At 35.2% G+C, this 25,612-nt stretch carries 18 protein-coding genes and 1 pseudogene; 3 read left to right on the forward strand and 16 right to left on the reverse strand.

What is annotated here, in order from left to right:
- The first annotated feature begins 178 nt into the window (after nucleotides 1-178).
- Nucleotides 179-1,612: an APC family permease gene (locus F5ESL0261_RS06020; RefSeq protein WP_199699944.1), complete on the forward strand. Its 1,434-nt coding sequence runs from the start codon at nucleotides 179-181 to the stop codon at nucleotides 1,610-1,612.
- Between the two features lie 58 nt (nucleotides 1,613-1,670).
- Here the strand turns inward: F5ESL0261_RS06020 and F5ESL0261_RS06025 are convergent, their stop codons facing one another.
- From F5ESL0261_RS06025 to F5ESL0261_RS06045, 5 genes are all read right to left on the reverse strand, one after another.
- Entirely contained in the window at nucleotides 1,671-3,095 is a 1,425-nt protein-coding gene (locus F5ESL0261_RS06025; RefSeq protein WP_122052571.1) for a C69 family dipeptidase, read from the reverse strand.
- Nucleotides 3,096-3,129: 34 nt separating this feature from the next.
- Nucleotides 3,130-4,314: a signal recognition particle-docking protein FtsY gene (gene ftsY, locus F5ESL0261_RS06030; RefSeq protein ID WP_122052572.1), complete on the reverse strand. Its 1,185-nt coding sequence runs from the start codon at nucleotides 4,312-4,314 to the stop codon at nucleotides 3,130-3,132.
- 2 nt (nucleotides 4,315-4,316) lie between these two features.
- Complete coding sequence (gene smc, locus F5ESL0261_RS06035; RefSeq protein WP_122052573.1) at nucleotides 4,317-7,880, reverse strand: chromosome segregation protein SMC; 3,564 nt, start codon at nucleotides 7,878-7,880, stop codon at nucleotides 4,317-4,319.
- Between the two features lie 12 nt (nucleotides 7,881-7,892).
- Nucleotides 7,893-8,579: a ribonuclease III gene (gene rnc / locus F5ESL0261_RS06040; protein ID WP_045928242.1), complete on the reverse strand. Its 687-nt coding sequence runs from the start codon at nucleotides 8,577-8,579 to the stop codon at nucleotides 7,893-7,895.
- A gap of 106 nt (nucleotides 8,580-8,685) precedes the next feature.
- On the reverse strand, nucleotides 8,686-10,458 hold the full coding sequence (locus F5ESL0261_RS06045) for an oligopeptide ABC transporter substrate-binding protein (RefSeq protein WP_045928243.1): 1,773 nt from the start codon (nucleotides 10,456-10,458) through the stop codon (nucleotides 8,686-8,688).
- 324 nt (nucleotides 10,459-10,782) lie between these two features.
- Between F5ESL0261_RS06045 and F5ESL0261_RS06050 the strand changes: the two are divergent.
- Nucleotides 10,783-11,043, forward strand: a pseudogene (locus tag F5ESL0261_RS06050) (transposase); the annotation flags it as partial.
- A 74-nt stretch (nucleotides 11,044-11,117) separates the two neighbouring features.
- Here the strand turns inward: F5ESL0261_RS06050 and F5ESL0261_RS06055 are convergent.
- The 11 genes from F5ESL0261_RS06055 to F5ESL0261_RS06105 form a co-directional block, all read right to left on the reverse strand.
- Complete coding sequence (locus F5ESL0261_RS06055) at nucleotides 11,118-12,887, reverse strand: oligopeptide ABC transporter substrate-binding protein (protein WP_045928244.1); 1,770 nt, start codon at nucleotides 12,885-12,887, stop codon at nucleotides 11,118-11,120.
- 245 nt (nucleotides 12,888-13,132) lie between these two features.
- Nucleotides 13,133-14,896: an oligopeptide ABC transporter substrate-binding protein gene (locus F5ESL0261_RS06060; protein WP_109586425.1), complete on the reverse strand. Its 1,764-nt coding sequence runs from the start codon at nucleotides 14,894-14,896 to the stop codon at nucleotides 13,133-13,135.
- Nucleotides 14,897-15,195: 299 nt separating this feature from the next.
- Complete coding sequence (locus F5ESL0261_RS06065; protein ID WP_122052575.1) at nucleotides 15,196-16,116, reverse strand: ABC transporter permease; 921 nt, start codon at nucleotides 16,114-16,116, stop codon at nucleotides 15,196-15,198.
- Between the two features lie 13 nt (nucleotides 16,117-16,129).
- On the reverse strand, nucleotides 16,130-17,089 hold the full coding sequence (gene opp4B / locus F5ESL0261_RS06070) for an oligopeptide ABC transporter permease (protein ID WP_045928247.1): 960 nt from the start codon (nucleotides 17,087-17,089) through the stop codon (nucleotides 16,130-16,132).
- Nucleotides 17,090-17,091: 2 nt separating this feature from the next.
- Complete coding sequence (locus tag F5ESL0261_RS06075; protein ID WP_045928248.1) at nucleotides 17,092-18,069, reverse strand: ATP-binding cassette domain-containing protein; 978 nt, start codon at nucleotides 18,067-18,069, stop codon at nucleotides 17,092-17,094.
- Nucleotides 18,070-18,072: 3 nt separating this feature from the next.
- Nucleotides 18,073-19,083, reverse strand: coding sequence for an ABC transporter ATP-binding protein (locus tag F5ESL0261_RS06080; protein ID WP_045928249.1), 1,011 nt, complete (start codon nucleotides 19,081-19,083; stop codon nucleotides 18,073-18,075).
- A gap of 119 nt (nucleotides 19,084-19,202) precedes the next feature.
- Nucleotides 19,203-19,445, reverse strand: a complete 243-nt coding sequence (gene acpP, locus F5ESL0261_RS06085; RefSeq protein ID WP_122052576.1) for an acyl carrier protein — start codon at nucleotides 19,443-19,445, stop codon at nucleotides 19,203-19,205.
- Between the two features lie 4 nt (nucleotides 19,446-19,449).
- A complete protein-coding gene (plsX, locus tag F5ESL0261_RS06090; protein ID WP_034981542.1) occupies nucleotides 19,450-20,454 on the reverse strand; it encodes a phosphate acyltransferase PlsX in 1,005 nt (334 codons plus the stop codon).
- 17 nt (nucleotides 20,455-20,471) lie between these two features.
- Nucleotides 20,472-22,508: an ATP-dependent DNA helicase RecG gene (gene recG / locus F5ESL0261_RS06095; protein ID WP_122052577.1), complete on the reverse strand. Its 2,037-nt coding sequence runs from the start codon at nucleotides 22,506-22,508 to the stop codon at nucleotides 20,472-20,474.
- A 2-nt stretch (nucleotides 22,509-22,510) separates the two neighbouring features.
- Nucleotides 22,511-24,169: a DAK2 domain-containing protein gene (locus F5ESL0261_RS06100; protein ID WP_122052578.1), complete on the reverse strand. Its 1,659-nt coding sequence runs from the start codon at nucleotides 24,167-24,169 to the stop codon at nucleotides 22,511-22,513.
- A gap of 21 nt (nucleotides 24,170-24,190) precedes the next feature.
- Nucleotides 24,191-24,553, reverse strand: coding sequence for an Asp23/Gls24 family envelope stress response protein (locus F5ESL0261_RS06105; RefSeq protein ID WP_034981534.1), 363 nt, complete (start codon nucleotides 24,551-24,553; stop codon nucleotides 24,191-24,193).
- A gap of 163 nt (nucleotides 24,554-24,716) precedes the next feature.
- Here F5ESL0261_RS06105 and rpmB point away from each other — a divergent pair, with 163 nt between their 5' ends.
- Nucleotides 24,717-24,902: a 50S ribosomal protein L28 gene (gene rpmB / locus F5ESL0261_RS06110; protein WP_034981532.1), complete on the forward strand. Its 186-nt coding sequence runs from the start codon at nucleotides 24,717-24,719 to the stop codon at nucleotides 24,900-24,902.
- Nucleotides 24,903-25,612 lie beyond the last annotated feature (710 nt).

The raw sequence follows: 25,612 nt of genomic DNA on the forward strand, positions 1-25,612 counted from the left end.
TTTGAGTAATCAAACTGTTTTGAAAAAATATTTAAAAGCGTTACACTACACATATTGTTTAAAACAAATTTTACTATATAAAATGTAAGTTCGCACTCAAGTTGTTACCCGTGTGAACTTTTTAAATGGTAGATTTCTTTCAAACAGAATGCTAAACAAAGCTAAGGAGCAATTCAGTGTGAATTTATGGAAATTAATGAATCGAAAAGAAGATCCAGATATTTATCAGGAAAAAGATGGTCACTTAGTCAGAACACTAAAAGTTCGTGACTTTTTGGCTCTGGGTGTAGGAACCATCGTTTCAACCTCGATCTTTACATTACCAGGAGAAGTTGCAGCACTGCACACAGGACCCGCTGTAGCCCTGTCATGTGTTATTGCATCTATAGTGGCTGGTCTTGTTGCCTTTGCCTATGCAGAAATGGCAGCCGCAATGCCCTTTGCAGGATCAGTTTATTCTTGGATCAATGTTATATTTGGAGAATTTTGGGGCTGGTTTTCTGGTTGGGCTCTTTTAGCAGAATACCTAATCGGAATGGCATTTATTAGCTCTGGTTTGTCTGCTAATCTTCGTGCATTGATAGCACCATTAGGCTGGAAATTACCTGCTGCCTTAGCCAATCCTTTAGGCATAAATGGAGGAATGTTTGATTTAGTTGCATTACTAGCTATTTTGCTGGCAGCATTTTTGGTCAGTTTTGGAGTGTCTAAAGCTTCCCGAGTCGAAAATGTTTTAGTGGTAGTCAAAGTTTTAGCAATTTTGCTTTTTGTTGGCGTTGGCTTGACAGTTATTAAAAAAGCTAATTTTATTCCATTTATACCATCATACCGTGCAACAGCTCATGGACCTTTTGGAGGTTGGCAAGGCATTTACGCCGGAGTTTCCATGATCTATATTTCATTCTTGGGCTTTGATACCATTGCATCAAATTCTGCAGAAGCTATTAACCCGCAAAAGACTATGCCACGGGGAATTATCGGTTCGTTGCTAATAGCAGTTATTTTATTCGTAGCCGTCAGTTTAGTTTTAGTTGGAATGGTACCTTATCACCAATATTTAAATTCAGCTGAGCCAGTTGGATACGCTTTAAGAAAAACAGGTTTCGGACATATTGCCACTATCGTTCAGTCTGTTGCTATTTTAGGAATGTTTACCGCTTTGATTGGTCTTTGTATGGCCAGTTCTCGTTTGGTATATTCATTTGGTCGCGATGGTATGATTCCTAAAGTACTTGGTAAATTGAATAAAGAACATCGACCAGCAAACTCATTATGGACAGTTGCAGTTATTGCAATTATTATTTCTGCATTTATTCCTTTCTCATTCCTGTCACAATTGGTTTCAGCTGGAACTCTGATTGCCTTTATGTTTGTTTCTCTGGGAATCTATCGCTTAAGGCCACGCGAAGGAAAAGATATTGTAGATCCAGCTTTTAAAATGCCTTGGTATCCTGTGCTGCCATTTTTAGCGTTTCTCGGTTCTTTTGTTGTTTTCTGGGGATTAGATATACAAGCAAAAAAGTACATGCTAATATGGTCACTAATTGGTGTCTTTATTTATTTAATTTATGGCATTCGTCATTCTGCTATGAATAAGAAAATGCGTAAATAGCACATCTCAAAAATAAAAAAGTCTGGAAATTTTCCAGACTTTTTTAATACAATTAGATTTAAAGATTTTCATCCATATTGAACGTTAATTTTGACATATTGATTGAATCAATCATCATCTGAGCCCAAAGCTTTTCAGAACGCTTTCTAGTATAGGCAACAGTCTCTTGATTGGCCTTGGTTAGATATGAAGTTAATTCAGTCCCTGATTTATCACCAGCTATTTCGATAATCTTATGCACACGACGACGATAGTATTGATTAAGTTCATTTAGATAATCAGTATCGAGTTGAACAAACTGTGGGTAATGCGTTTCTACAAGTGCTGCCAAGGATTTGTAGTACCACCAAGCATCATTAAGATTATATTCCATTGATGTGTTATTGTAAGAAGGATCAGTATCATTCATATTAGCAAAGAATGGTACAAAAGGCGTGAAAGCTGGCCCACCAATACAAAGCCACATTATTGCTGCTTTGTCAGAGTCAACATCATTTCTAATCTGTAAAATGTGGGAATTTTGCGTTCTATTTAAACCAATTGGACGGAAACGATGCTTCTCTTCTTCCGTGCCTTTACCAAAAGGATCATACGGAGTGTTTTGGTAATGGCTACCAAGCACAAATTCAATGTCTTCTCTGGTAATTTTCTTAGCTGCTCGACGAATAAATGGCAAGTCCCCATCTGTTGGATCTTGTTCAATTTCAGGATTAAAATATTTTTGACCGTACCACACGCGGTTAGTATTATAAAACCTATCTTGCTGACTATAAGTACCAAAAATATGACGAAAATTCCAACCTTGATGATCAACATTTAAGTGATGATCGGCAACAAATTCCTGAATTCCCTCGCTCCACATAAAGTTTTTTGTGTCAGCAAAATCTACTTGTTCAATAGAAACCCTATTTGCAGCAATTGCATAAGCATCATCTGGAATACGTTGTGCTACCCAGTGATGACCTGTGACAATTTCCATATACCAGATCTCATTTTTGTCACCAAAAAGAACTGAGTTACCTGCTGGTGAACCATATTTAGCTATCAGTTTGCCTAAATATTCAACTCCATTTCTAGCAGAATGAATATAAGGTAAAACAACTGACTGCATGCAATCTTCATCAAGACCATCTTTTACCAGTGGATCATATGCGAGTGCTCTCTCATTACCATAAGTTGATTCAGTACAAGACATTGCCACATTTCCTTGATTAATACCACTCTCATCGTAATAACCACGGTTTTTGTAATCAACATTTGGTACAGCAGGAACGGCCTGAGCATTTTCAGGCAAGTCTAATTTAAACTTATTCAACCATGACTTAATTTTGCGACCTGATTCATTTTTTGCAGCGGGTCTGATAATAAATTTTTGCGGTGTAATTGGACGAAAAGTATCGTCATTACGAGCAATCATGGTTGAACCGTCAACTGAAGCCTTTTTACCTACTAAAATTGTTGTACATGCACTGTATTCTTTCATTAAATAAAAATAACTCCCTTTAAAAAATCTATTCTTAAATTAAATCATGAAATAATCCGACTGCATAGTTTGCGGCATCAAAATCAGCCAAATCGGTAGCTTTTTCACCCAAACCAACTAATTTCACCGGCAATTTCATCTCATTTCTAATTGCTAAAACGACTCCGCCCTTTGAAGAGCCGTCCAATTTTGTCAATACCAATCCAGTTAATTTGGTAGTCTTATCAAAATCCTTAGCTTGAAGGAGTGCATTTTGACCAGTTGAGCCATCTAAAACTAATAGAGTTTCTGTTGGTTCTTCTGGCGCTTGCTTTTTAATTGTCCGTTCAATTTTTTCCAGCTCATTCATTAAATTCTTTTTATTTTGTAAACGACCAGCAGTATCCACTAATAAATAATCATAATTTTCTTTAAGAGCTTTATCAGTCGCATCATAAACAACTGAAGCAGGATCAGCTTGTTCCTTTCCAGTTACTACTGGAACACCGACTCTTTCGCCCCATTCTGATAATTGTTCAACTGCACCAGCTCTGAAAGTATCTGCTGCTGCTAAAAGAACTGACTTCCCTTCATCTTTAAATCTTTTAGCCAATTTACCAATTGTTGTGGTTTTGCCCGCGCCATTTACACCTACAAAAAGATAAATATTCGGCTTACCATCGTTATGAGACTTTAATTTTTCATTTTCGGAATTACCACTTTGGTCATAAAGATTAACTAATTTTTCAACAATAACTTTTTTCAAATCATCTCGCGACTTGGCTTTCTGCAATTTTGCTTCATCTCGCAGTTCGTCAGTCAATTCTTCGGCAGTCTCGTAACCGACATCAGATTCAATTAGCAGCTCTTCCAAGTCATCAAAGAAATCTTCGTCAACAGTCCTGAACTGGGCAAAAAAGCGATTTAATCGAGCCCCAAAGCCCTGATTAGTTTTCTCTAAACCTTTTTCATATAATTCAGTTTCATTTTGCTTTCCGTTATCAGTCTCATCCTCAGTTTCTTGCTCTAAAGATTCTTCTTCCTGAAAAGCTGTCGAATTTTCGTTTTCTGATTCATTCTTTTCTGAAGTTTGTTTTTCTTCAGAGATTATCTCTTCCTTGTTTTCTATCTTCTCAGAAGATTCTTGCTGCTCTTTTTCTGACTGATTCTGCAAGTCATCAGCAGCTTTACTATTATCTTCACCAAATAAAGATTTTTTTATCTTATCAAATAAACCCACTGTTATTTCACCTCATTTTTTAATTCTTTTAATGATACGGACAATACCTGTGATACGCCTGATTCTTGCATGACAACACCATAAAGTTGGTCTGCTTTTTCCATTGTTCCTCTTCTATGTGTTATTACAATAAATTGCGTATGCATATCATATTCTTCTAAGAAATGTGCAAAGCGTGTGACATTTGCATCATCAAGTGCTGCCTCTACTTCATCCAGTACACAAAATGGTACCGGCTTAACTTTGAGCATAGCAAAAAGCAATGTAATTGCTGTCAACGCCCTTTCTCCACCTGATAATAAGCTTAGTTTTTGCAACTTTTTACCTGGCGGTTGAGCAATAATCTCAACCCCTGTGTTCAATAAATCTTCAGGATTAGTCAAAACTAATTTGGCACTGCCACCTCCGAAAACCACCGGAAACAATTCAGTAAAACTATGGGCTACCTCTGTAAAAGTTTTACTAAAGCGAGTACATACTTCTTGATCAAGTTCTGACATCGATTTTTCTAAATTATCTCGGCCCTTTAACAAATCATTTTGTTGTGCATTAAGAAAGTCGTAACGTTTTTTGACATTTTCATATTCTTCAATTGACTTTAGATTAACTGGACCAATGTCCGTAATAGACATGCGATGCAATTTCACATCCTTTTGAAGTTTTGTCCTATTGGTCTCGTTATTTTCTGTTTCGGCTTGATTCAATGCGGCCTCATATGTTAGTGAATATTCCGTATTCAAAGTATCTAAACGTTGATCTATTTGGCTATTCAACTGTGCTATTTTCACAGAAAAATCTTTTTGTTCAGCAGCAGCATCTTTACGAAGTTCATAATTACGACTCGCTACCTGATCAAGCTGATTAATTTTAGCATCATACTGTCCTAATTTAGAACTTAAAGTATTAAGTTGTTCCTGCAAATTTTTCTTTTTTGCAATGCCCTCTTTATTTTCGTGTTCAAAATTCTTCTTCTTTTCGACACCAAGCACATCATTTTCATCAAGTTCTTTCAACTTTTGGGACAAAATATTAATTTGATTTTGATGCTGCTTTAATTCATTCTTTTTATCGGATTTTTGCTTTAAAACGTTTTCCAACTTATTAGCATAAACCGCTATTTGCGGATCAAGTTCGCTTAACTTTTCCTGAACCTCTTGATTCAACTCCGAAAAGTTCTTAATACGTAATTGCAATTCACTAATATCTTGTTTTTGCCGAAGAATTTTCTCCTGCAGTTCTTCCTTCTTTTTTTCAGCAGACTTAATCTTGTTCTTAGTTTCAGCAATTTCCTGGTTGCGTTCTTGCTCTTGTTGTTCAAACAAACTATTCGCAGCTTTTAACCTGCTCACTTCTTTTTCCTGGTTTTGATACGAAAGAACCGCTTCAGCTAATTCTTGTTTAAGATTTTGAAACTTCGAGGTCATTTCATTCAACTGCTGAGTTAAAATTTCGTTCTTGCTCACAGCATCAGCTAACTGAGACTGCTCATTCTTAATTTTTGCTTGCAAATCATTAATATTTTGTCTTAATTGACTCAGCTCAGCAGTTGTTTGAAGTGGGGAATTGCTTTTTTGATTACGCACTCCTCCTGTCATTGAACCACCAGGTGAAATAACATCTCCGTCAAGAGTCACGATACGATAACGAGAAATTCTCTGTCGTATCTTCATAGCATTGCTTATTGTGTCAACTATGATAGTATTTCCAAGGAGATAATTAATTGCAGGCGCAATATCTTGATTAGGTAAACTTTTAACTATTTCGCTAGCAATACCTTGAAATCCGGAAAAAGAAGAAATTGTATTGATAGTTGAAGTTGGTATTGTATATTCTCTTAAACCGTCAAGAGGAAGAAAAGTAGCACGACCCGCATGGTTTTCTTTTAATTTATTAATAGCATCCCGAGCATCCAGTTTTGATTTAGTAACTAAATCTTGAACCCCATTTCCTAATGCTGTAGCCATTGCAGCTTCATATTTAACAGGAAAGGTAACTAATTCTCCCACTGCTCCAACTACTCCAGGATAAGCGGATATATTATTTAAAACGTTTTTGACTCCGTAAAAATAGCCTTCATGACGTTTGCGTATATTTTCCAAAGCTTCATAACGCGCATTTAATTGACTAAAACGTTGTTTTTTGGTCGTTAACGATTCTTGAAGCGACGTCAAAATTTTTTGGCTTGTTTTTTGCTCCCTAGTAAGATCGGCAATCTTCTGCTTTTCAACCTGACAGTTTTCTTTAAGTGTTTTTCCTTCAGCCTTAAGCCGTTTAAGCTCAGTTGTTTCTTTTTTTAGTTCTTCTACAACATTTTCTGTTTGAAGTTGGCTATTATCCGAAAGTTTTTTCAACTCCGAGTTTAAATAAACTATTTTATTATTGTTAGAAGTTTGATCTTGTAAAAATTGAATATAATCTGCCCTAAGCTGCTCCAAATCTTGGTTTAGCTGTTCAGGATCTTCTTTTAACTGCGCACAGAGTTCAGTTCTTTTATTATTTAGCTTCTGTTGCTCATTTTTTAAATTACTCTCCTTTTCAAGCAGATTAATCTTATCATTTTCACTAGCTGATAATTGTTTTTTTAATTCAATCAACTCAGTTTGGTATTCTTTTTTTGTCGCTGCACTATATTGTTTAGACTGTTCCGCAACTTGCAAATTGGTATTAATTTCAGAAAGCTTTTTGGTTAAAGAAAGTAAATCATTTTGAATGTTATCTCTTTGATTATTTAAAGTTTGATATTCTTTTCTTTTGTTTGCCACAGCTGCTTGAGAATCTTTTACTTCTCGATCCAGCTTCGATAAAAGAGCCTGATTCTCGTCAGCTTTCTCCTGTTCTTCGTCCTTTTGGCTATCTAAATCCTGAATTTCAAATGCTAATAAAGTTTTTAGTTCACGATCCAGGCCTTTTTTCTGAAACTGATATTCTTTAGCTAAAGAACTTTGTTCGTGAAGCGGTTCAATTCTCTGCTCTAACTCTTTGACAAGATCGTTGATGCGCACTAAATTGTCAGTTGTCTGTTCCAACTGAACTTTTGCTTTTTCTTTTTGTCTCTTAAAATGAAGTACACCAGCTGCTTCTTCAAATAATGAACGTCTTTCTTCCGGGCGTGAATTTAGTATTTGATCTACCCGACCTTGGGAAATAATTGCTAAACTGTCCTGTGAAATTCCAGAATCCAAAAACAGAGCACGCACATCACGTTGTCTGACACTCTTTTTGTTGATTAAATACTCATTATCTCCTGACCTTAAAATCCGTCGAGTTATAACAACTTGATCTTCCTTAAAATTTAGTTCGTGTTTTTTATTGTTAAAAATCAGAGAAACTTCTGCATGATTTGTCGGCTGACGGAATTCACTTCCGGCAAAAATGACATCTTTCATGTTTGAACCACGCAATGATTTAGCACTTGATTCGCCCATGACCCATCTGATCGCTTCAGTAATATTACTTTTACCACTACCATTGGGACCAACTATGCCAGTAATACCGGTGTCAAATTTAATTTTTGTTTTTTCGGCAAAGGATTTAAAGCCGTCAATTATCAGTTCTGTTAGTGGCACACACTCATCTCCCTAATTGAGCTTACCTAGAGCTGTTTTTGCAGCTTCTTGTTCAGCGGCTTTTTTATTGTGACCTTGTCCCTTAGACAATACTTTCCCATTAACAACTAGCTGGACAGTAAAACTGGAAGGCATTTGTTCTTCTTTTAAAACTTCATACTCAATCTTAACAGGCCCATCTTGTTGCAACAATTCTTGTAAGTCTGTTTTGTAATCTCTTGAAGCATCGAATTTGCCAGCATCAATTAATGGATATACTGTTAAACTTAAAAAATGCTCGACTGCTTCCATGCCTTGATCAAGAAAAAGCGCACCGTTAAAAGCCTCAAAAACATCTTCTAAAAGAGTTTTGCGAGAACGTGCACCTGCTTTTTCCTCACCATGACCTAGATTAATCTCAGCCGGGAAACCAAATTTTTGAGCAAATTCTGCAAATCCTTCAGTATCAACGATATTTGATCGCATTCTAGTTAATTCGCCTTCATTTAGATTTCTAAAATTACGGTAGAGATAATCAGAAATTGCTAATTCCAAAACTGCATCCCCCAAGAATTCCAGTTTTTCATAATCCCGAACACCATCTTCAGGGTGTTCATTAGCATAAGAAGAATGAGTAAAAGCCTCTTCTAATAGTTTAGGATTGTTAAATCTAATTTTGTATTTTGTATCTAATCGTTTAATGAATTTGGTACTGACCATTTTTTCAACTCCTTAACAATCTAAATTATACCAGTTTTTAGCGTTAAAAAAGAAAACTATTGTCCTCAAATGACAATAGTTTTCTAATTTACATTATCAAATAACTTTATTTAATATAACCGACTTTGTACCATATTGGGTGACCGTTATTTGTTTCAGAAGGTTTTAGTGATAAACCAGTTAATTTATTATTAACCGCTTTAATTTTATATGCATTAAAAACAGGTATGACATAAGCCTGGTCAAACATATACTGTTGCCATTCATGAAATTTTTCAACACGATATTTATGGTTAAATGCTTTAGCAGAGTCAATTTCTTTAATCAATTTGTTATTTTCTGGAGTAACAAATCTGGTATAGTTTGCTGGGCCACCTTCACTATATAATCCATTAGGTGATGGTTCCGTAGAAAGACCCCAAGCTCCAAGAAACATGTCTACTTGAGGATTATCGTTTTGAACTTTATCATAAAATGAGTTACGTTCTGTCAATCGACCATTTAAAAGACCTACATTTAACCCAATTTTATGCCACTGCTGCAAGTAATTTTGTATAATTGGTCCTTGTGTAGCATCACCCGACATGGCTAAAAAGTTAATTTTTAGAGGTTTACCATTGGGCTGAACGCGCCATTTGCCTTTTTTCTTATAACCAGCCTTATCTAATAGTTCATTAGCCTTTTTTAAGTTATAAGAAAATCCTTTAACATTTTTATTATATACATCACCATATTGCTTTGGTATTAATGTTGGAATCCTGAAACTCAGATTATTATTATACCGCTTATTGACATCCTCTACATTCATCGCATACCCAATAGCTTGCCTTAAGGCTTTATTATTCATTTTACTATGAGGATTCATAACATTTTTACCTTTTTTAGCGTCAAACTTGCCGACCTTAAATCCTAGGTATGAGTAATATAAAGGAATTTCTGCAATAAATCTCACATCTTTAGTATCTTTTACTTGTTTCCACTGAGCATTAATAACTTGAGCAATATCAAACTTATGTGATTTAATTGCCTGAGAAGTTGAATTAGGAGAAACAACTTGGTAAATAATTTTATCCAGTTTTGGTTTGCCTTGCCAATAGTATTTGTTTGGTACCCATGTAGCTGACTGTCCACGAACTAGTTTATCTAACTTATAAGGTCCAAAATACATTGGTCTTTTTCTAACTTTATCTGAGGATTCGAGCTTACTAAAAGGTACATCCTTTAAATAGTGATATGGTGAAGCTGATTCCCAATAATAGTCATTACCACTGAAGGCCATTCCTGGTGTCATATAGGAAAAATGCAATATCATTTTGCGACCATTATCACCGTCCGGTAATTCAATTCCTGAAATTTTTTTAGCTTTGCCCTCATGATATTCTTTCATTCCTTTCAGAACTTCCATTTTAGTAGAATATCTTTGAGCTTTAGTATTTTTATTAGCCAATATTTCATATGGATATGCCATATCCTTAGCAACTACTTGTTTGCCGTCTGACCATTTAACACCTTTTTTGATTGTAATAGTAATAGTTTTGTTTTTTTGATCCAGCCTCATTGTTGCCGGGCCTTTATCATTTATTTTGTAGTTATCATCTGTATAAAACAAAGATTCTTCACCTGGCGAAGCAACATCTGCATCAGTCGCAGTTACGCTTAATTCATCAGTAAATATTCCTGTAAAAGGCGTATCTGTTTCAACGGCAACTCTAACAGTTCCTCCTTGCTTTGTTTCCTTTTTTGGCAAAGCATTTGGAAATTTACTTGCTTCCTTCGAACTGTCCTCATTATTGCTTTTATTTCCTTTATTACAACCAACCAGAGCCATGGCGCATGTGGCTATAATACCGATGGAGCATAAAAAATTTTTTTCTTTCATCTTTCTTCTCTCCTTACAAAAGTACAAACACGATTTAAAACCTAAATAAAATAATAACAAAAAAGATTAGAAAAACAAAGGTTTTATTAATTATTAATTAAAATTTTATACAAAATACCATTATTTTTTAGCAAAAATAAAAATCAAGTTTAAGAAAGTTGATTAGCTCTATAATTTATCCTGACTTATCCATGTGTAAGCTGTTAATTAGTTTTCTGTTGTATTAAAAAGAAGAGCATCGCATAGCATGCGTGCGTAGATCACCAATGTCTACAACATGCTTCAGATGTTTTATGAAGCTTTAGCTACCAAAGATCTGCAGTCAAAAAAGTCATTCATGCTAAAGAAGATATTTGCTGGCAAATGTTCCAAACACTGCTCACTTTTAAGCATAATCTAAGAGCAGTAACTAACAGGATAACATCGAATTATTCCAGCAGTTGCTTAGAAGGCTTTAATCGCAAAGTCAAACAAATTGAGTGTACAGCTTTTGGCTACGCCAATTTTTCCAATCTGCTATCCAGGATTAGATTGGCAGAAAACAAGGTAAAAGAAAAAGAACCAAGCAGTTTATTTGCTGCTTGATTCTCCTCATTTAATCTTTGTTAACAGAATTTGACCAAAAAGCCAGTTTTCTAATCTACTTTGGTAAATATCTTTTATTTAGTGTAAGCAACTTTATACCAAAGTGGGTGTCCGTTGTTTTGCTGTGATGCATTTTGTGAATAGCCAGTAAGCTTACTGTTGACTGCATCAATTTGGTATGCGTTAAATACAGGAACAACAAAAGCTTGATCAAACATATATTTTTGCCATTCGTGGAATTTGTTGACACGGTATTCATGGTTAAATGCCTTTTGAGAGTCCATTTCCTTGATTAACTTCGTGTTTTCAGGTGTTACAAAACGGGAATAATTGGACATTGTACCTTCACCGTACATTTGTTCCTGGGAAGGCTCTGTTGAAAGACCCCAAGCTGCCATGAACATATCAACATCCGGTGAATCGTGTTGCACTTTATCATAAAATGAATTAAATTCAGTCAGTCTTCCACCAACTAATTTAACATTCAGGCCAATCTTATTCCATTGTTCAATATAATTTTGCATTATTGGTTGTTGAATAGAAGTACCAGACATTGCCATGAAGTGAATAGTTAACGGTTTACCATTAGGTTGTACACGCCATTTTCCTTTCTTCTTATAACCAGCTTTATCTAGAATTTGATTTGCTTTCTTAAGGTTGTAAGTATACCCTTTAATGTTTTTATTAAAATAGTCACCAAATTGTGCTGGAATCAAAGTCGGAATCTGGAAACTTAAGCCGTCTGTATAATGCTTGTACACAGCATCAGTATTCATTGCATAAGCCATAGCTTGACGTAATGATTTATTATTCATTTTGGCATGAGGATTCATTACATTCTTTGATTTTTTATTGTCCCACTTACCAACTTTAAATGCCAAATAACTATAATATAAAGGAATCTTAGCGACAAATGTCACATCTTTAGTATCCTTAACTTCTTTCCATTGACTATTAGTAACTCTGGTGATATCAAATTTATGATTCTTAATTGCTTGCGAAGCGGAATTTGGTGAAACCACCTGGTAAACTATTTTGTCTAATTTAGGTTGACCGCGCCAATAATACTTATTTGGTACCCAAGTAACTGATTGACCACGAACAATTTTTTCGAGTTTATAAGGACCAAAGAACAACGGCTTTTTTCTCAATTTATCAGATGATTCTAATTTTGCAAAAGGAATATCTTTTAAATAGTGGTAGGGAGCAGCTGATTCCCAAATGTAGCCATTACCACTATAATACATACCAGGTTTAAGTTCTTTGCAATGTAAAACTACGACTCGTCCATCTGGACCATCAGGCATTTCAATTCCCGAAATGGTTTTTGCTTTACCTTCATGATACTCTTTCATACCATTAATAATATTGAACTGGCTTGCATATCTTTGGGAATTTGTTGCTTTATTAGCAATAATTTCATATGCAAACTCAACATCTTTTGCAGTAACTTGTTTACCGTCTGACCATTTAACACCTTTTTTAACAGTAATAGTAGCAGTATTTGCTTTGCGATCAAGTTTGAGAGTAGCAGGACCTTTATCGTTTATTTTATAGTGGTTATCGGTGTCAAACAATGATTCCTGACCTGGACTTGAAACATCTGCGCTTGGTTGATCCATTTGCAATTCTTCATTGAAGACTCCAGTAAATGGTGTATTAGTTACTTCTGCAACTTTAATTGTTCCACCCTTTTTAGCAGTCTTAACTGGGGTTTGAACTGGAAACTTGCTGGCAGTTTTAGCCCCTTCATTACTAGTAGTGTTGTTCTTTCCACAAGCTGCTAAAGCTAATGCAGCTGTTGATACAATACCAACTGAAGCCCAAATTTTTCTTGTTCTCATAATACATGTCTCCTTCATAATACAAAGTTAATAGTATTTTGGAATCAAGTTAACAGATAAATATTAGCATTTATCATTAAAATTGCAAGGCTAAAATTGTCTCTAATACTATATAAACATATAATATTTGAAAAGATAAATTATTTTATCAAAAGAGTATTTTATAATTAAATTTAACTAAAAATCAAAACAAAAAACTAATTGCGTTATTTTCGCAATTAGTTTTTTTTCTAATTAAATATTAACTATTTTTTGTAGCCAACTTCATACCAAAGAGAATTACCATGAGTAGGTTTAAGACTATATCCAGTTAACTTGTTATTAACTGCTGTGATAGCATAACTATTCCTAGTAGGAATAATGAATGCTTGATCAAACATATATTTTTGCCATTCATGGAATTTCTCTACACGATACTTATGATTGAAAGCCTTTTGAGAGTCAAGTGAATTCAATAATTTGGTTTGTTCTGGAGTCACAAAACGTTGATAATTGAATGGTGAACCTTCAGCAAAGAAATCAGCAGGTGATGGTTCTGATGACATACTCCAGCCAGCCATAAACATGTCGACAGATGGATCGTCATTTTTAATCTTATCGAAGAAAGAGTTAGCCTCAGCCAAACGACCACCAACTAAGGAAACATTCAAACCAATTTTATGCCATTGTTGAATGTAGTTTTGAATGATTGGACCTCTAGTGGCATCGCCTCCTGCAGCCAAAAGATGAATTTTAAGCGGCTTACCATTAGGTTGTACACGCCATTTGCCTTTCTTCTTGTAACCAGCTTTGTCAAGCAATTGATTTGCTTTCTTTAAATTGTATGTATAACCCTTTATATCACTATTATGATAATCACCAAACTGTGGTGGAATTAATGTCGTTACATGGAAGGTCAAGCCACCAGTATATTTCTTATATACAGAAGAAATATTCATGGCATATCCAATAGCTTGTCTAAGAGACTTGTTATTCATCTTAGCATTCTTATCCATGACATTCTTGCTGTGCTTTGCATCCCATTTACCAACTTTAAAGCCAAGATAACTATATTGTAGCGGAATTTTAGCGACAAAATTTACACCTTTGGTGTCTTTAACTTGTTTCCATTGTGTGTTAATAACATCAGCTATATCAAACTTATGGCTCTTGATTGCTTGAGAAGTCGAGTTCGAAGAAACAACTTGCGAAACTACTTTATCTAATTTTGGCTTGCCACGCCAGTAGTACTTATTAGGAACCCAAGTTACTGACTGACCTCTTACGACCTTAGAAACTTGATAAGGGCCAAAATAAAGTGGCTTCTTTCTAATTTTATCAGATGAATTTAATTTGCTGAAAGGAACATCCTTTAAATAGTGGTAAGGAGCTACAGCCTCCCAAAAATAGCCGTTACCACTGTTATACATTCCTGGCTTTAATTCCTTAAAGTGTAAAACGGCCGTTCTGCCATTTTCACCGTCAGGCATTTCAAACCCAGAAATTGTTTTAGATTTTCCTTCATGGTACTCTTCAAGTCCCTTTAAAAAAGCCAGTTGACTGGTATATCTTTCAGATTGAGTAGCCTTATTGGCAATAATTTCGTATGCATACTCATAATCTTTAGCAGTTACCTGCTTACCATCTGACCATTTAACACCCTTTTTAATGGTAACAGTCACTGTCTTGTCCTTTTTATTAATTTTCATTGTGGCAGGACCCTTATCATTAATCTGATAAGTATCATTTACATCAAATAATGATTCGGCACCTGGAGCGACAACATCAGAGTCAGTTTTAGTAGTGGACAATTCTTCAGAGAAAATACCGGTGAAGGGTGAATCACTTTCTATAGCTAATTTAACTGTTCCACCTTGTTTAGTTTCCTTTTTAGGTACTTCAATTGGAAACTTACTTGCTTTTTTTGCTTCATTTGTGTTGCCGTTATCTGCACTTTTACCACATGCAACTAACGATAACGCAGCAGCAGTTATGACTCCCACAGAGCCTAATAATTTCTTACTTTTCATAGCCTTTAACTCCTTTATCATAGCAACTTAATGGCTTTTCTCAGAACAAGTTAATAATTTAATATTAACATATTAAATTAGAAAATCAATAGATAAAATTAATTTAAAACTAATTCTTTTCATATATATGAATAGGATTATTTAATCAAAATTTTAGTCCATATAAAGTCAACAAAAACTTTGAAAGCAGTTATATTCCTTTATGTAAATTGTAATAGCATATTAAAGTGGAAAAAAAACCTGAAATGAAAGATTTCATTTCAGGGTCTTACAATTTTAGTTTTACTTTAAAAAGTTTATCAATTTTCTCTTTGTCTTGCATCACCAGCACGTGACAATGCCCTTCCGACATAATTAATACTTAGAGAAATTACTAATAATAAAATTGTGGCAGGAAGCCAAAGCCAAGGTCGACTAACAACATTAACCGGATCATTTGCAAATCCAATTAAAGTACCAAGAGAAGGAATAGTCGGCGGCAATCCGTAGCCAATGTACTCTAGCGTAGTTTCGATTCCGATATTACCTGCAATCATTAGAACTACATCAATAATTACCATGGAAGTAATGTTAGGCAAAACTTCTCGAAACATGATTTTTAAATCTGACGAACCTGACGTTTTTGACGCTAATACATAATCACGCTCTCTTTGAGACAATACAAATGCTCTGAAATACCTTGCTGTACTTGTCCAGCCAAAAAATGAAATTATTAGCACTAAATTCACTGGGGTATAGTGAGGTATAACACTAACTAAAACTATTTCAATAGGCATTGCAGGTAAAACTTGAATAAAGTCAACTATTCTCATTATGATAGCATCAATATAACCACCGTAATATCCTGAAATTAATCCGACCAGAAGTCCGACTGATTCACATATTACAGTAACTCCTAAACCAATGAGAATAGAATTGCGACTACCCATAATAAGAAGATTAACTATATCACGACCACCATCATCAGTTCCAAGGAAATGACCGGCTGTTCCCCAACTGTAATAAGCATCAATTATATTTGTTTCAGAAACTTTATCGGCATTTAAAAACAGTGATCCGCCGAAAGTCAATAATAAGATTAGAACAATTAATATAAAAGCTGTTAACGCAATTTTATCCTTCACAACTTCTCTTACAATCACTCTGAACCCTGAAGTTGGAGAAGAAACTTTCTCTTTTTTAACTTTTTTAGTTAAAGTACTTTTTTTATTCTCAGTCATATGTTTCTCCTCTTTACTTTATTCTAATCCTTGGATCAACGATGCTCATGATAATATCAGACAATAAATTACCAAGCAACGTTAAAAAGCCAAATATCAATATTAAAGCTGTTAAAGTGGTGTAATCACGTTGACCAATTGAATCCAGGAACAGTTTACCCATGCCAGGATAACTGAAAACCGATTCTACGATCATAGATCCACTAAGAAGTCCAGTTATCACAGTACCAAAAGAAGAAGCAATTGGCAAAAGGGAGTTACGTAAAATATGTTTATTGAAAACAACTTTTTCTGGCACGCCCTTACTATGTGCTGTACGAACATAATCCTCAACTTTGTTATCTACAATTCCCGTCCTTAAATATTGCACGACAGATGTTGTAGTAATTAGTGCAACTAGTGTACCTGGTAAAATAATATGATAAATTTCACTACCCAAAGTACCCCAAAAACCGGATGCATTTGGTGAAATTGAACCTGAGATTGGGAACCAGCCCAAAGTAAAACCAAATAACCATATTCCTAGTATATAGAAAACAAAAGGAGGAACAGCCAAGGTAATATAATTAAAAATTTGAACAGCTTGATCTTGCCACTCATCTTGGTGACGACCAGCACTAATACCCATAGGGATGGCAATAGAATAACTGATTATAGTAGAAAATAAAGATAACCAAAAAGTATTCACAGCCCGATCTGCAATTAATGAAGTAACAGGTACATGCTGAATATAGCTTGTACCCAAGTCTCCTTTGAAAAGATTGCCAACCCAACGCGCATACTGCACAGGTACAGGGTCATATAATCCAGCTGCTCTTTTTAACGCCTCAATTTGTTTAGGATCAGTATTTGGGTTAATTTGACCTGAAAATGGATCACCTGGCATCATTTTAGCTAAGAAAAAGACCAAAATACTTAAAATAATCAATTGCGGGATCATAATTAAAATTCGTCTTAAGACCGTTTTCCACATGGTTATGCCCCCTCCTTTTCATTTTTCTTTTCTTCATTTAATTCATTTTTCGGTAAAGCCACTAAATGTTTGCCAGAAACTTGTTGCAATGGGAACACACGACCATCTTTGTCATACCACTTGCCTTGATCATTTTGAAACTCTTGTTCAACTTCTTGACGGTGTTTCTTATGCTCATCGCGATGTTCAACATCAACTTGTGGTATTGCGGAAAGCAGCCTTTTAGTATAAATATGCATTGGATGCTTGTAAATGTCTTCCCTTGAACCAATCTCAACCAAGCGACCACGGTGCATAATCGCAAGATTCTCCGACATATGCTTTACCACACCAAGGTCGTGAGAAATGAAAAGATAGGCAATATTATATTGTTGCTGAATATGCTTCATAAAGTTTAAAACTTGTGCCTGCACAGACAAATCCAAAGCACTAGTAGGCTCATCAGCAACAATTAAACGAGGATTAGTTGCAACCGCACGAGCTACGCCAATTCTTTGTCTCTGTCCCCCAGAAAATTCATGAGGGTATTTGTAAATTGAATCGCTAGGCATACCAACAATATCCAGCAGCTCTTGAACTCGATCACGTTCTTGATCTGTAGTTAAATTTTCAAAATTTCGAATTGGTTCAGCAATAATATCTTCAATTCTTTTTCTCGGATTTAAACTCGACATTGAATCTTGAAAAATCATTTGAACGTCTTTATTGTAGTTGAGTTTATGCCTATTTTTGGCCTTAGTAATATCTACACCCTTATAAATAATGCTGCCACTAGTCACAGGCTCAACACCAACAATGGCCTTACCAGTAGTTGACTTGCCTGATCCAGATTCACCAATTAAACCATAGGTTTCACCTTCATTAATAGTAATACTAATATCGTCAACTGCTCTGACATAGTCAGTAATCCGGTTCCAAAAACCTGTTCGTATGGGATAATGAACTTTTAAGTTTTTTACTTGTATGATTTCTTTAGCCATAAACTACTCCCCACCTACTTCATCTTGAAAGTGGAACGTCTTCCAGCAAGTACATCTTACCCAGTGACCAGGCTCAACTTCATGCATTACTGGGTTCTCTTCATGAGCACTGGCAGGAATCCATGGAATTCTAGCAGCAAATCTGTCGCCTTTTCTAGGCATATTTTGCAATGATGGAACCGTTCCTTGAATAACGTGCAAATCTTCTTCCTCATCTTCAGATTGAGGCATTGAATTTAACAAGGAGCGAGTGTATGGGTGCAGTGGATGCTCAAAGACAGTTTTTACATCGGCTTTTTCTACTATCTGCCCACCATACATAACTGCAACTTGATCAGCAGTTTCAGCAACTACCCCTAAATCGTGAGTAATCAAAATAATACCAGATTGAGATTGCTTTTGAATATCTTCAAGCAGATCCAAAATTTGAGCTTGAATAGTAACATCCAAAGCGGTAGTAGGCTCATCTGCAATGATAATTTCGGGCTTACATGCAATTGCCATAGCAATCACGACCCTTTGTCTTAATCCCCCTGATAGCTCAAAAGGATACATTCGAAAAGTTTCTTCTGGTTTTGGCATACCTACTTGATTGAATAATTCAATCACACGATTATAACGCTCTTTTTCATTCATATCTGTATGATAATAAAGCGTTTCAGCTACCTGATCGCCAACACGCATCAGCGGATTTAAACTAGCCAATGGATCCTGAAAGATCATGCCAATTTTGTCTCCACGTATTTTGTTAAACAAGTTTTCATTTAATCCAACTAAATTTAACTCATTATATAGAATATCCCCAGTTACTTTCGTATTTTTATGGTCGTACAAGCCGATAATACTCGATGCAATTGTACTCTTACCACAACCAGATTCACCTACAATAGATAAAATTTCATTACGCTTCAACGTTAAATTAATATCATCTGCAGCATCATAAAACTTTCCATTTAAACGATATGCAGTATGCAAATGCTGGATATCTAGCAAGAGATCACTTTGTTTTTCCAAAGGTCATTTCCCCTCTCAAATCTTCAATGAATTTATTAAAGATATTTAATAAATTTATTTAATTTCTAATTATAACCGTGAAACATTTTGTATGCAAATTAATAATGAATATTTTTTTGTTATTTTTGGTGATCTGCAACATAATTAACTGCATCACCAACTGTTTTAATTTTTTCTGCATCTTCATCAGAAATCTCGGCGCCGAATTCATCTTCTAGTTGTAAAATGAATTCCACTAAGTCAATGGAATCAGCGTCCAAATCACTAGTGAAATTAGTTTCATCAGTTATCTTTTCTTTATCAACTTCAAAATTATCTGCTAATATATCTCGAATTTTGGTAAAAATTTCTTCTTTACTCATGTCTTTACTCCCTATTTTCAACTGCAAATTCTGCTTTAAAATTATCAATTATTTTTTCCTGTAAAATTTTATCAATTTGTTTAATTGTAAAATAAACAGCACGCTGACCTGAGCGACCATGTGTTTTGACTACAGGAGCATTGACTCCGAGTAAAACTGCGCCACCATATTTGTCAACATCAAATTTTGAAACTAACCCTTTTAATGCCTTTTTTATCATTAACGCACCTAATTTAACAAAAGGTCCGTTATCGAGCAAGCTTTGCTTCAAAAGATGTATCAAAACACCTGAAGTTCCTTCAATGTTTTTTAAAACTGCATTACCAGTAAAACCGTCTGTTGCGACTACATCAGCTTTACCCACTAATAACTCATTTCCTTCTATATTACCAATAAAATTAAGTTTGCTTTCCAATAGCAACTGGTATGCTTTTTGATGAACATCATCACCTTTATCACTCTCGGATCCATTATTAAGAAGACCAACACGAGGATTTTTAACTCCTCTTACTTTTTCTGCATAATATGAAGCCATTTTAGCCCAGGCAAGCAGGTATTCTGGTTTACTTTTGGCATTGGCACCAACATCAATCATATTGAAACCATCATCGGAATTTTTTACAGGCAATGTTGGCATGAATCCCGGACGGGCCACACCTTTAATTCGTCCTATTATAAATATGCCACAAGCTAAAATAGCTCCAGTATTACCTAATGAAAAAAGTGCATCAGCTTTGCCCTGCTTCACAAATTGTGCTGCCACGACAAGTGACGAATCTTTTTTAGATCTAATTGCCTTAACTGGTTCATCTTCATCTAAAATAATTTCAGAAGTATTGACTACTTGTGTGCGACTGCTATCACTTCCCAATAATTCTTTTATTTTTTTTTGATCGCCAAAAAGTATGAATTTTGTCTCGGGTAAGTCCTTTTTGGCTCGTAATACTGCTTTAATAATTGCTTCAGGGGCATTTTCACCACCCATAGCATCGATAGCAATAGTTCTCATTGTATCCTCAACCTTTACTATGTTCTCTTTTGCTGTAATTGTTTATATTCTATCACTTGTTTTAAAGTTTTATTTTCTGATTTTTGCAAGAGAGGATCAAGTTTAATTAATTTTCTAGCCTCTTTTTGTGCTACTACCATAGTATCGTAGTTATTAACTACATCACCAACTTGAAATTCAGGCAGACCAGATTGAGCTTTACCAAAAATATCTCCTTCTCCCCGCATTTTTAAATCTTCTTCAGCCAATTTAAAACCGTCTGTTGTTGATGCCACTATTTTCATACGAGCTTTACCTGCCTGTGTGTTAGGATCAGCCAAAAATATGCAATAACTTTGAGTCTTACCTCTCCCTATTCGCCCTCTTAACTGGTGTAGCTGACTAATTCCAAAACGATCAGCATTATAGATAACCATCATATTAGCGTTTGCCACGTCAACACCAACTTCAATCACACTGGTAGCAACTAAAATATTAATTTCTCCAGCTGCAAATTCGGACATAATTTCATCTTTTTTATTACCAGGCATTTGACCGTGAAGTAATGCTACTTTTTCATCAGGAAAATCTTTACTGAGATTATCATAAAGCTGTTCTGCATTTTTTAAATCTAATGCTTCTGATTCTGTGATCAAAGGTGTTACAGCATATACCTGAAATCCCTGCTTTAATTGCTCGCGCATTAGCTGATAAACCTGATCCATTTGGGTGCTCGTTTTCCATGAAGAAATTACTTTTTTTCTTCCTGCGGGGAGATGTCGTATTTCAGATATAGACATGTTGCCATAAACCGTTAATGCCAGAGTTCTGGGAATCGGGGTAGCAGTCATAGAAAGAACATCAGGCAAATTTCCTTTATTAATTAAAGATTGCCGCTGATTAACACCGAACCGGTGCTGTTCATCGATAATTACTAATCCTAATTTTTTAAAAATTACGTTTGATTGAATTAAAGCATGCGTACCTATCACAACATTAATTGTGCCATCGGTCAATTCTGTATAAATTTCTTTTCGTTCCAAAGCTTTCGTAGAACCTGTTAGCAGCGCACATCTTACACCTAGAGGCCTTAGCAATTCATCAATCTTTTTAAAATGCTGAGTCGCTAATATCTCTGTAGGAACCATCAGTGCAGCTTGAAAGCCAGCAGTTACAGCCGCAAAAATTGCATATACTGCAACAATAGTCTTTCCTGAACCCACATCGCCTTGTAAAAGACGCTGCATTTGTCTGGATGAAAACAGGTCTGCAAAAATTTCGTTGATAACCTGCTTTTGATCCGTGGATAATTCAAACGGCAAAGATTTAGTCAATTTAGCAACTTCCTTCAGGTCATATTTCTTGGGAATCCCTTTGTTTTGTGGATTGACTTCAGTTAACTGAGCTAGTTCAGTTTGAAAAATAAAGAATTCTCTAAAAATAGCACTTCTTTTTGCAATCTGGGACTCATTAAAATTTTGCGGGTGATGCATTTTTTGTACAATATTTTTTTCAGGAAGCAAACGATATTTTCGTCGAATATCCACTGGAACAACGTCATCAACAGCCGGCAAATATTCATCTAAAGCAATATTAATGAAATCAATTAATTTTTTTTGCCTTAAATGCCGGTTAACGGAGTAAATTGGAGCCATGCCACTATCATTTTCTTTGGCTGCAATGAATTTAAAACCCGCTAAACTTTGTCTTGAGATATTGTATTTGCCATAAACTGCAACTTCTTTACCCACCTCAATTTTTTCTTTCAACCAAGGTTGATTAAAAAAATTGACCATGACTACATCATGGTCAATTCTCAATTTAAAACTAAGTCTGCTCTTTTTGTAGCCAAATCTGCTTACAAAGGCTTCAGTGGCCACAACTCCCTTTAGCATTACCTTTTGACCATCCATGATCTGGTCAAGTGGAATCGTTTGAAGTTCATCATAGCGAAATGGAAAATAATATAACAAATCATAAATGCTATATATTTCTAAGCTTCCAAGTGCTGCAGCAGTTTTGGTTCCAACTCCTTTTAAATCAGTAACAGGTGCAAATAATTCCTTTGCGTACATAATTATTCAACAGAAATCAGAAAATTATATACAGGTTGTCCACCATCATGAAGTTCAAATTCAAGATCATCATGCTTCTCTTTAACAGCATCTATCAGTTTTTGAGCTTCTTTCTTGTTAGAATCTCTTCCAAACATTACAGTAACGATTTCAGAATCTTCATCCAACATTTTTTCAATCATTGAAGAAGCTGCAGTGATTATATCAGTTTTAGCCACTTTAATTTCTCCATCAATAATTCCTAAATAATCGTCTTGATGGATCTCAATCTCATTAATTTTGGTATCACGATTTGCTTTGGTAACTTCCCCAGAAACAACAGTATCAAGAGCGTCAGTCATGTTTGCAACATTGTCATCAAGAGAATCGTCCGGATCAAATGAAAGCATGGCTGTCAAGCCTTGTGAAATGGTTTTAGTAGGGACAATGCCGACTGGGATGTCGCTCACCTCAGCTGCTTGCTTCGCTGCCATAATAATGTTGCCATTATTCGGCATCACAATTGCTTTTTTAGCACCTGATTTTTTGATTGAGTCAATAATATCCTGCGTTGAAGGATTCATAGTTTGACCGCCAGAAATAATGCGGTTAACACCTTCACTTTCAAAAAGTTTGCGAATTCCGTTACCAGAAGCAACAGCTATTACGGCAAAATCAACATTCTCCTGATTTTCTTCACTGTTATTTACTATTGTTTCGTGTTGAATCCGCATATTGTCAATTTTAATTTTTCCCAATTGACCAAATTGGCTGCCGTACGCAAAAATAGCTCCAGGGTGTTCAGTATGAACATGAACTTTTGCCACTTCTTCATCTGAAACTGCCAAAAGTGAATCACCTAACTGAGATAAATGCTCCCTAAATTCATCTAAATTAAAAGTTTTCTTATTAGGAACATCAGCAGTTAAATCAACCATGATTTCGGTACAGTAGCCATTAGCAATATCCTGAGTAGAAAGTTGTGATTGTACAGATTGATGATGCATGGCATTTATCATTTCATCCATTTCACCTTCATCAGGTTGGTACCGGTCAGCAAATTCTTCACCTAAAAGGCCTTCTAAAAAGCCCTCATATATGAAGAGTAAGCCTTGGCCTCCTGAATCAACTACACCAACTTGCTTTAAAACAGGTAATAAGTCAGGAGTTGTCTTTAACGCTTTTTTAGCACCTTCAACAATCGCCTTCATAACTTCTTCAACATCATCGGTTTCATTGGCCTTATTGGCACCTTCTTGTGCACCAATCCGAGCAACAGTCAAAATAGTTCCTTCAACTGGCTTCATTACGGCTTTATAAGCTGTTGCAACCCCATTTGAAAAAGCATTGGCCAACTCTTGTGCATTAAGAGTTTTCATGCCTTGAGTTGCCTTATAAACTCCTCTAAAGAGCTGAGAAGAGATTACCCCACTATTACCACGAGCACCCATCAACATCCCTTTAGCAAGGCTTTCTGTCAAATCACCCACACTATTACTAGTATTTTGGGCAACAGCTTTAGCGCCACTTTCAATAGTTAAATTCATATTTGTTCCAGTGTCTCCATCAGGAACAGGGAAAACGTTCAAAGAGTTAATAAACTCTGCGTTGCGACCAAGTCTATGCGTAGCGACGCGAACCATATCTCTAAATTTTTTACTGTCTATTTCCTTTAAAACCAATATTTCTACCCTCCGCTTGAGTTATTCATCAAGCACTTTAACACTTTGAACGATGACATTAACAGCTTTAGTTTCAATTCCAAGTTGATTTTTCAAATTGAATTTAACACTATCTTGTACGTTGCGACTTACCTCAGATATTTTTAAACCATAGCCGACTATTATATAAACATCAACCGTAATCTTATTATCCTCAGACTTAACAACAACACCGCGCTTATAATTTGCTCGATTCAATATTCCATCGAAGCCATCACGGATAGCATTTTTTGAAGCCATGCCGACAACACCGTAGTTAGATGTAGCTGCGCTACCAACAACAGTTGCAATCACTCCATTTGAAATATCAATCAAACCGTTTTTTGTTTTGATTTTTACAGCCATGTTTACCTCCGTATCATTGTTCTCATATTATGAATCTATTTTATCATAGTAATCAAGTTTAAATGCAAAAATCCCTTCTTAAAAAATACTTTTGCAGTTGCAATGTTCTTAAACTTATGCTATCTTAATTTAGTATGAAAACACAATAAAGGAGGTTTAGCAAATGGCAAAAGATTATATCACTGGCAAAAAGACCACTTTTGGTAATACACGTTCACACGCACTGAATTCATCACGTCGTGCGTGGAAGCCAAACCTTCAAAAAGTTCGTATTCTTGTCGATGGCAAGCCAAAGCGTGTATGGGTTTCAACTAAGACATTAAAATCTGGTAAAGTTACCCGTGCCTAGCGTAAAATAAAAAAGTTTTTAAAGCAGAAGTTTTCTTCTGCTTTTTTATTTCCCAAAATCTGTTTAAAAGTTTATGTTTAAATAGAGATATTCTTATTGCTCTTTCAATTAATTTTCAAGTCAAAAAAAGACAAGTTATAGTCTGTAGTTTTACTTGAAGGTATTGTTTTTAGCTAACCTCATTGGCAAATCTTTCATTTCAATTTTTTATATATTCTGCTATTAATAAAAGATGATGTTGCCGATACACTTCTCATTGCAACAATTTACTTATATAAAATTTGTTAATTTTAAGTTTTATCAAGCATAACAAAGGCAGTATCTCCACCAATGTAAATCTTTTTTTACTCATCAAAAAGGATACAAATCATACCAATCTTTCAATTTTTTTAATTATATAATTTGTTTTGGAGCTTGCCACTATTAGTGGAAATCATAGCAGCAAGATAATTGAGGAGATATACCAAAAATATTTATTAACTTATAACAACTTGTTCCAAGAGATATAAAAAAACAGCAGTGAATGAAGTTAACCCCCGGAATTGAAGTGCTCCATAATAGTTAGACATTAATCTGACTATTAGGAGCACTTTTTTCATGACTAAATATTCAACTACTTTGAAAATGGAAATTTGCAGTAAATACTTATCCCACCAAACCTCTTTAGCTAAACTAGAACGCGAATACGGCATTGATCATACCGAGATTAG

Source organism: Lactobacillus sp. ESL0261, from assembly GCF_003693025.1.
GTDB classification, from domain to species: Bacteria; Bacillota; Bacilli; order Lactobacillales; family Lactobacillaceae; genus Lactobacillus; species Lactobacillus kullabergensis.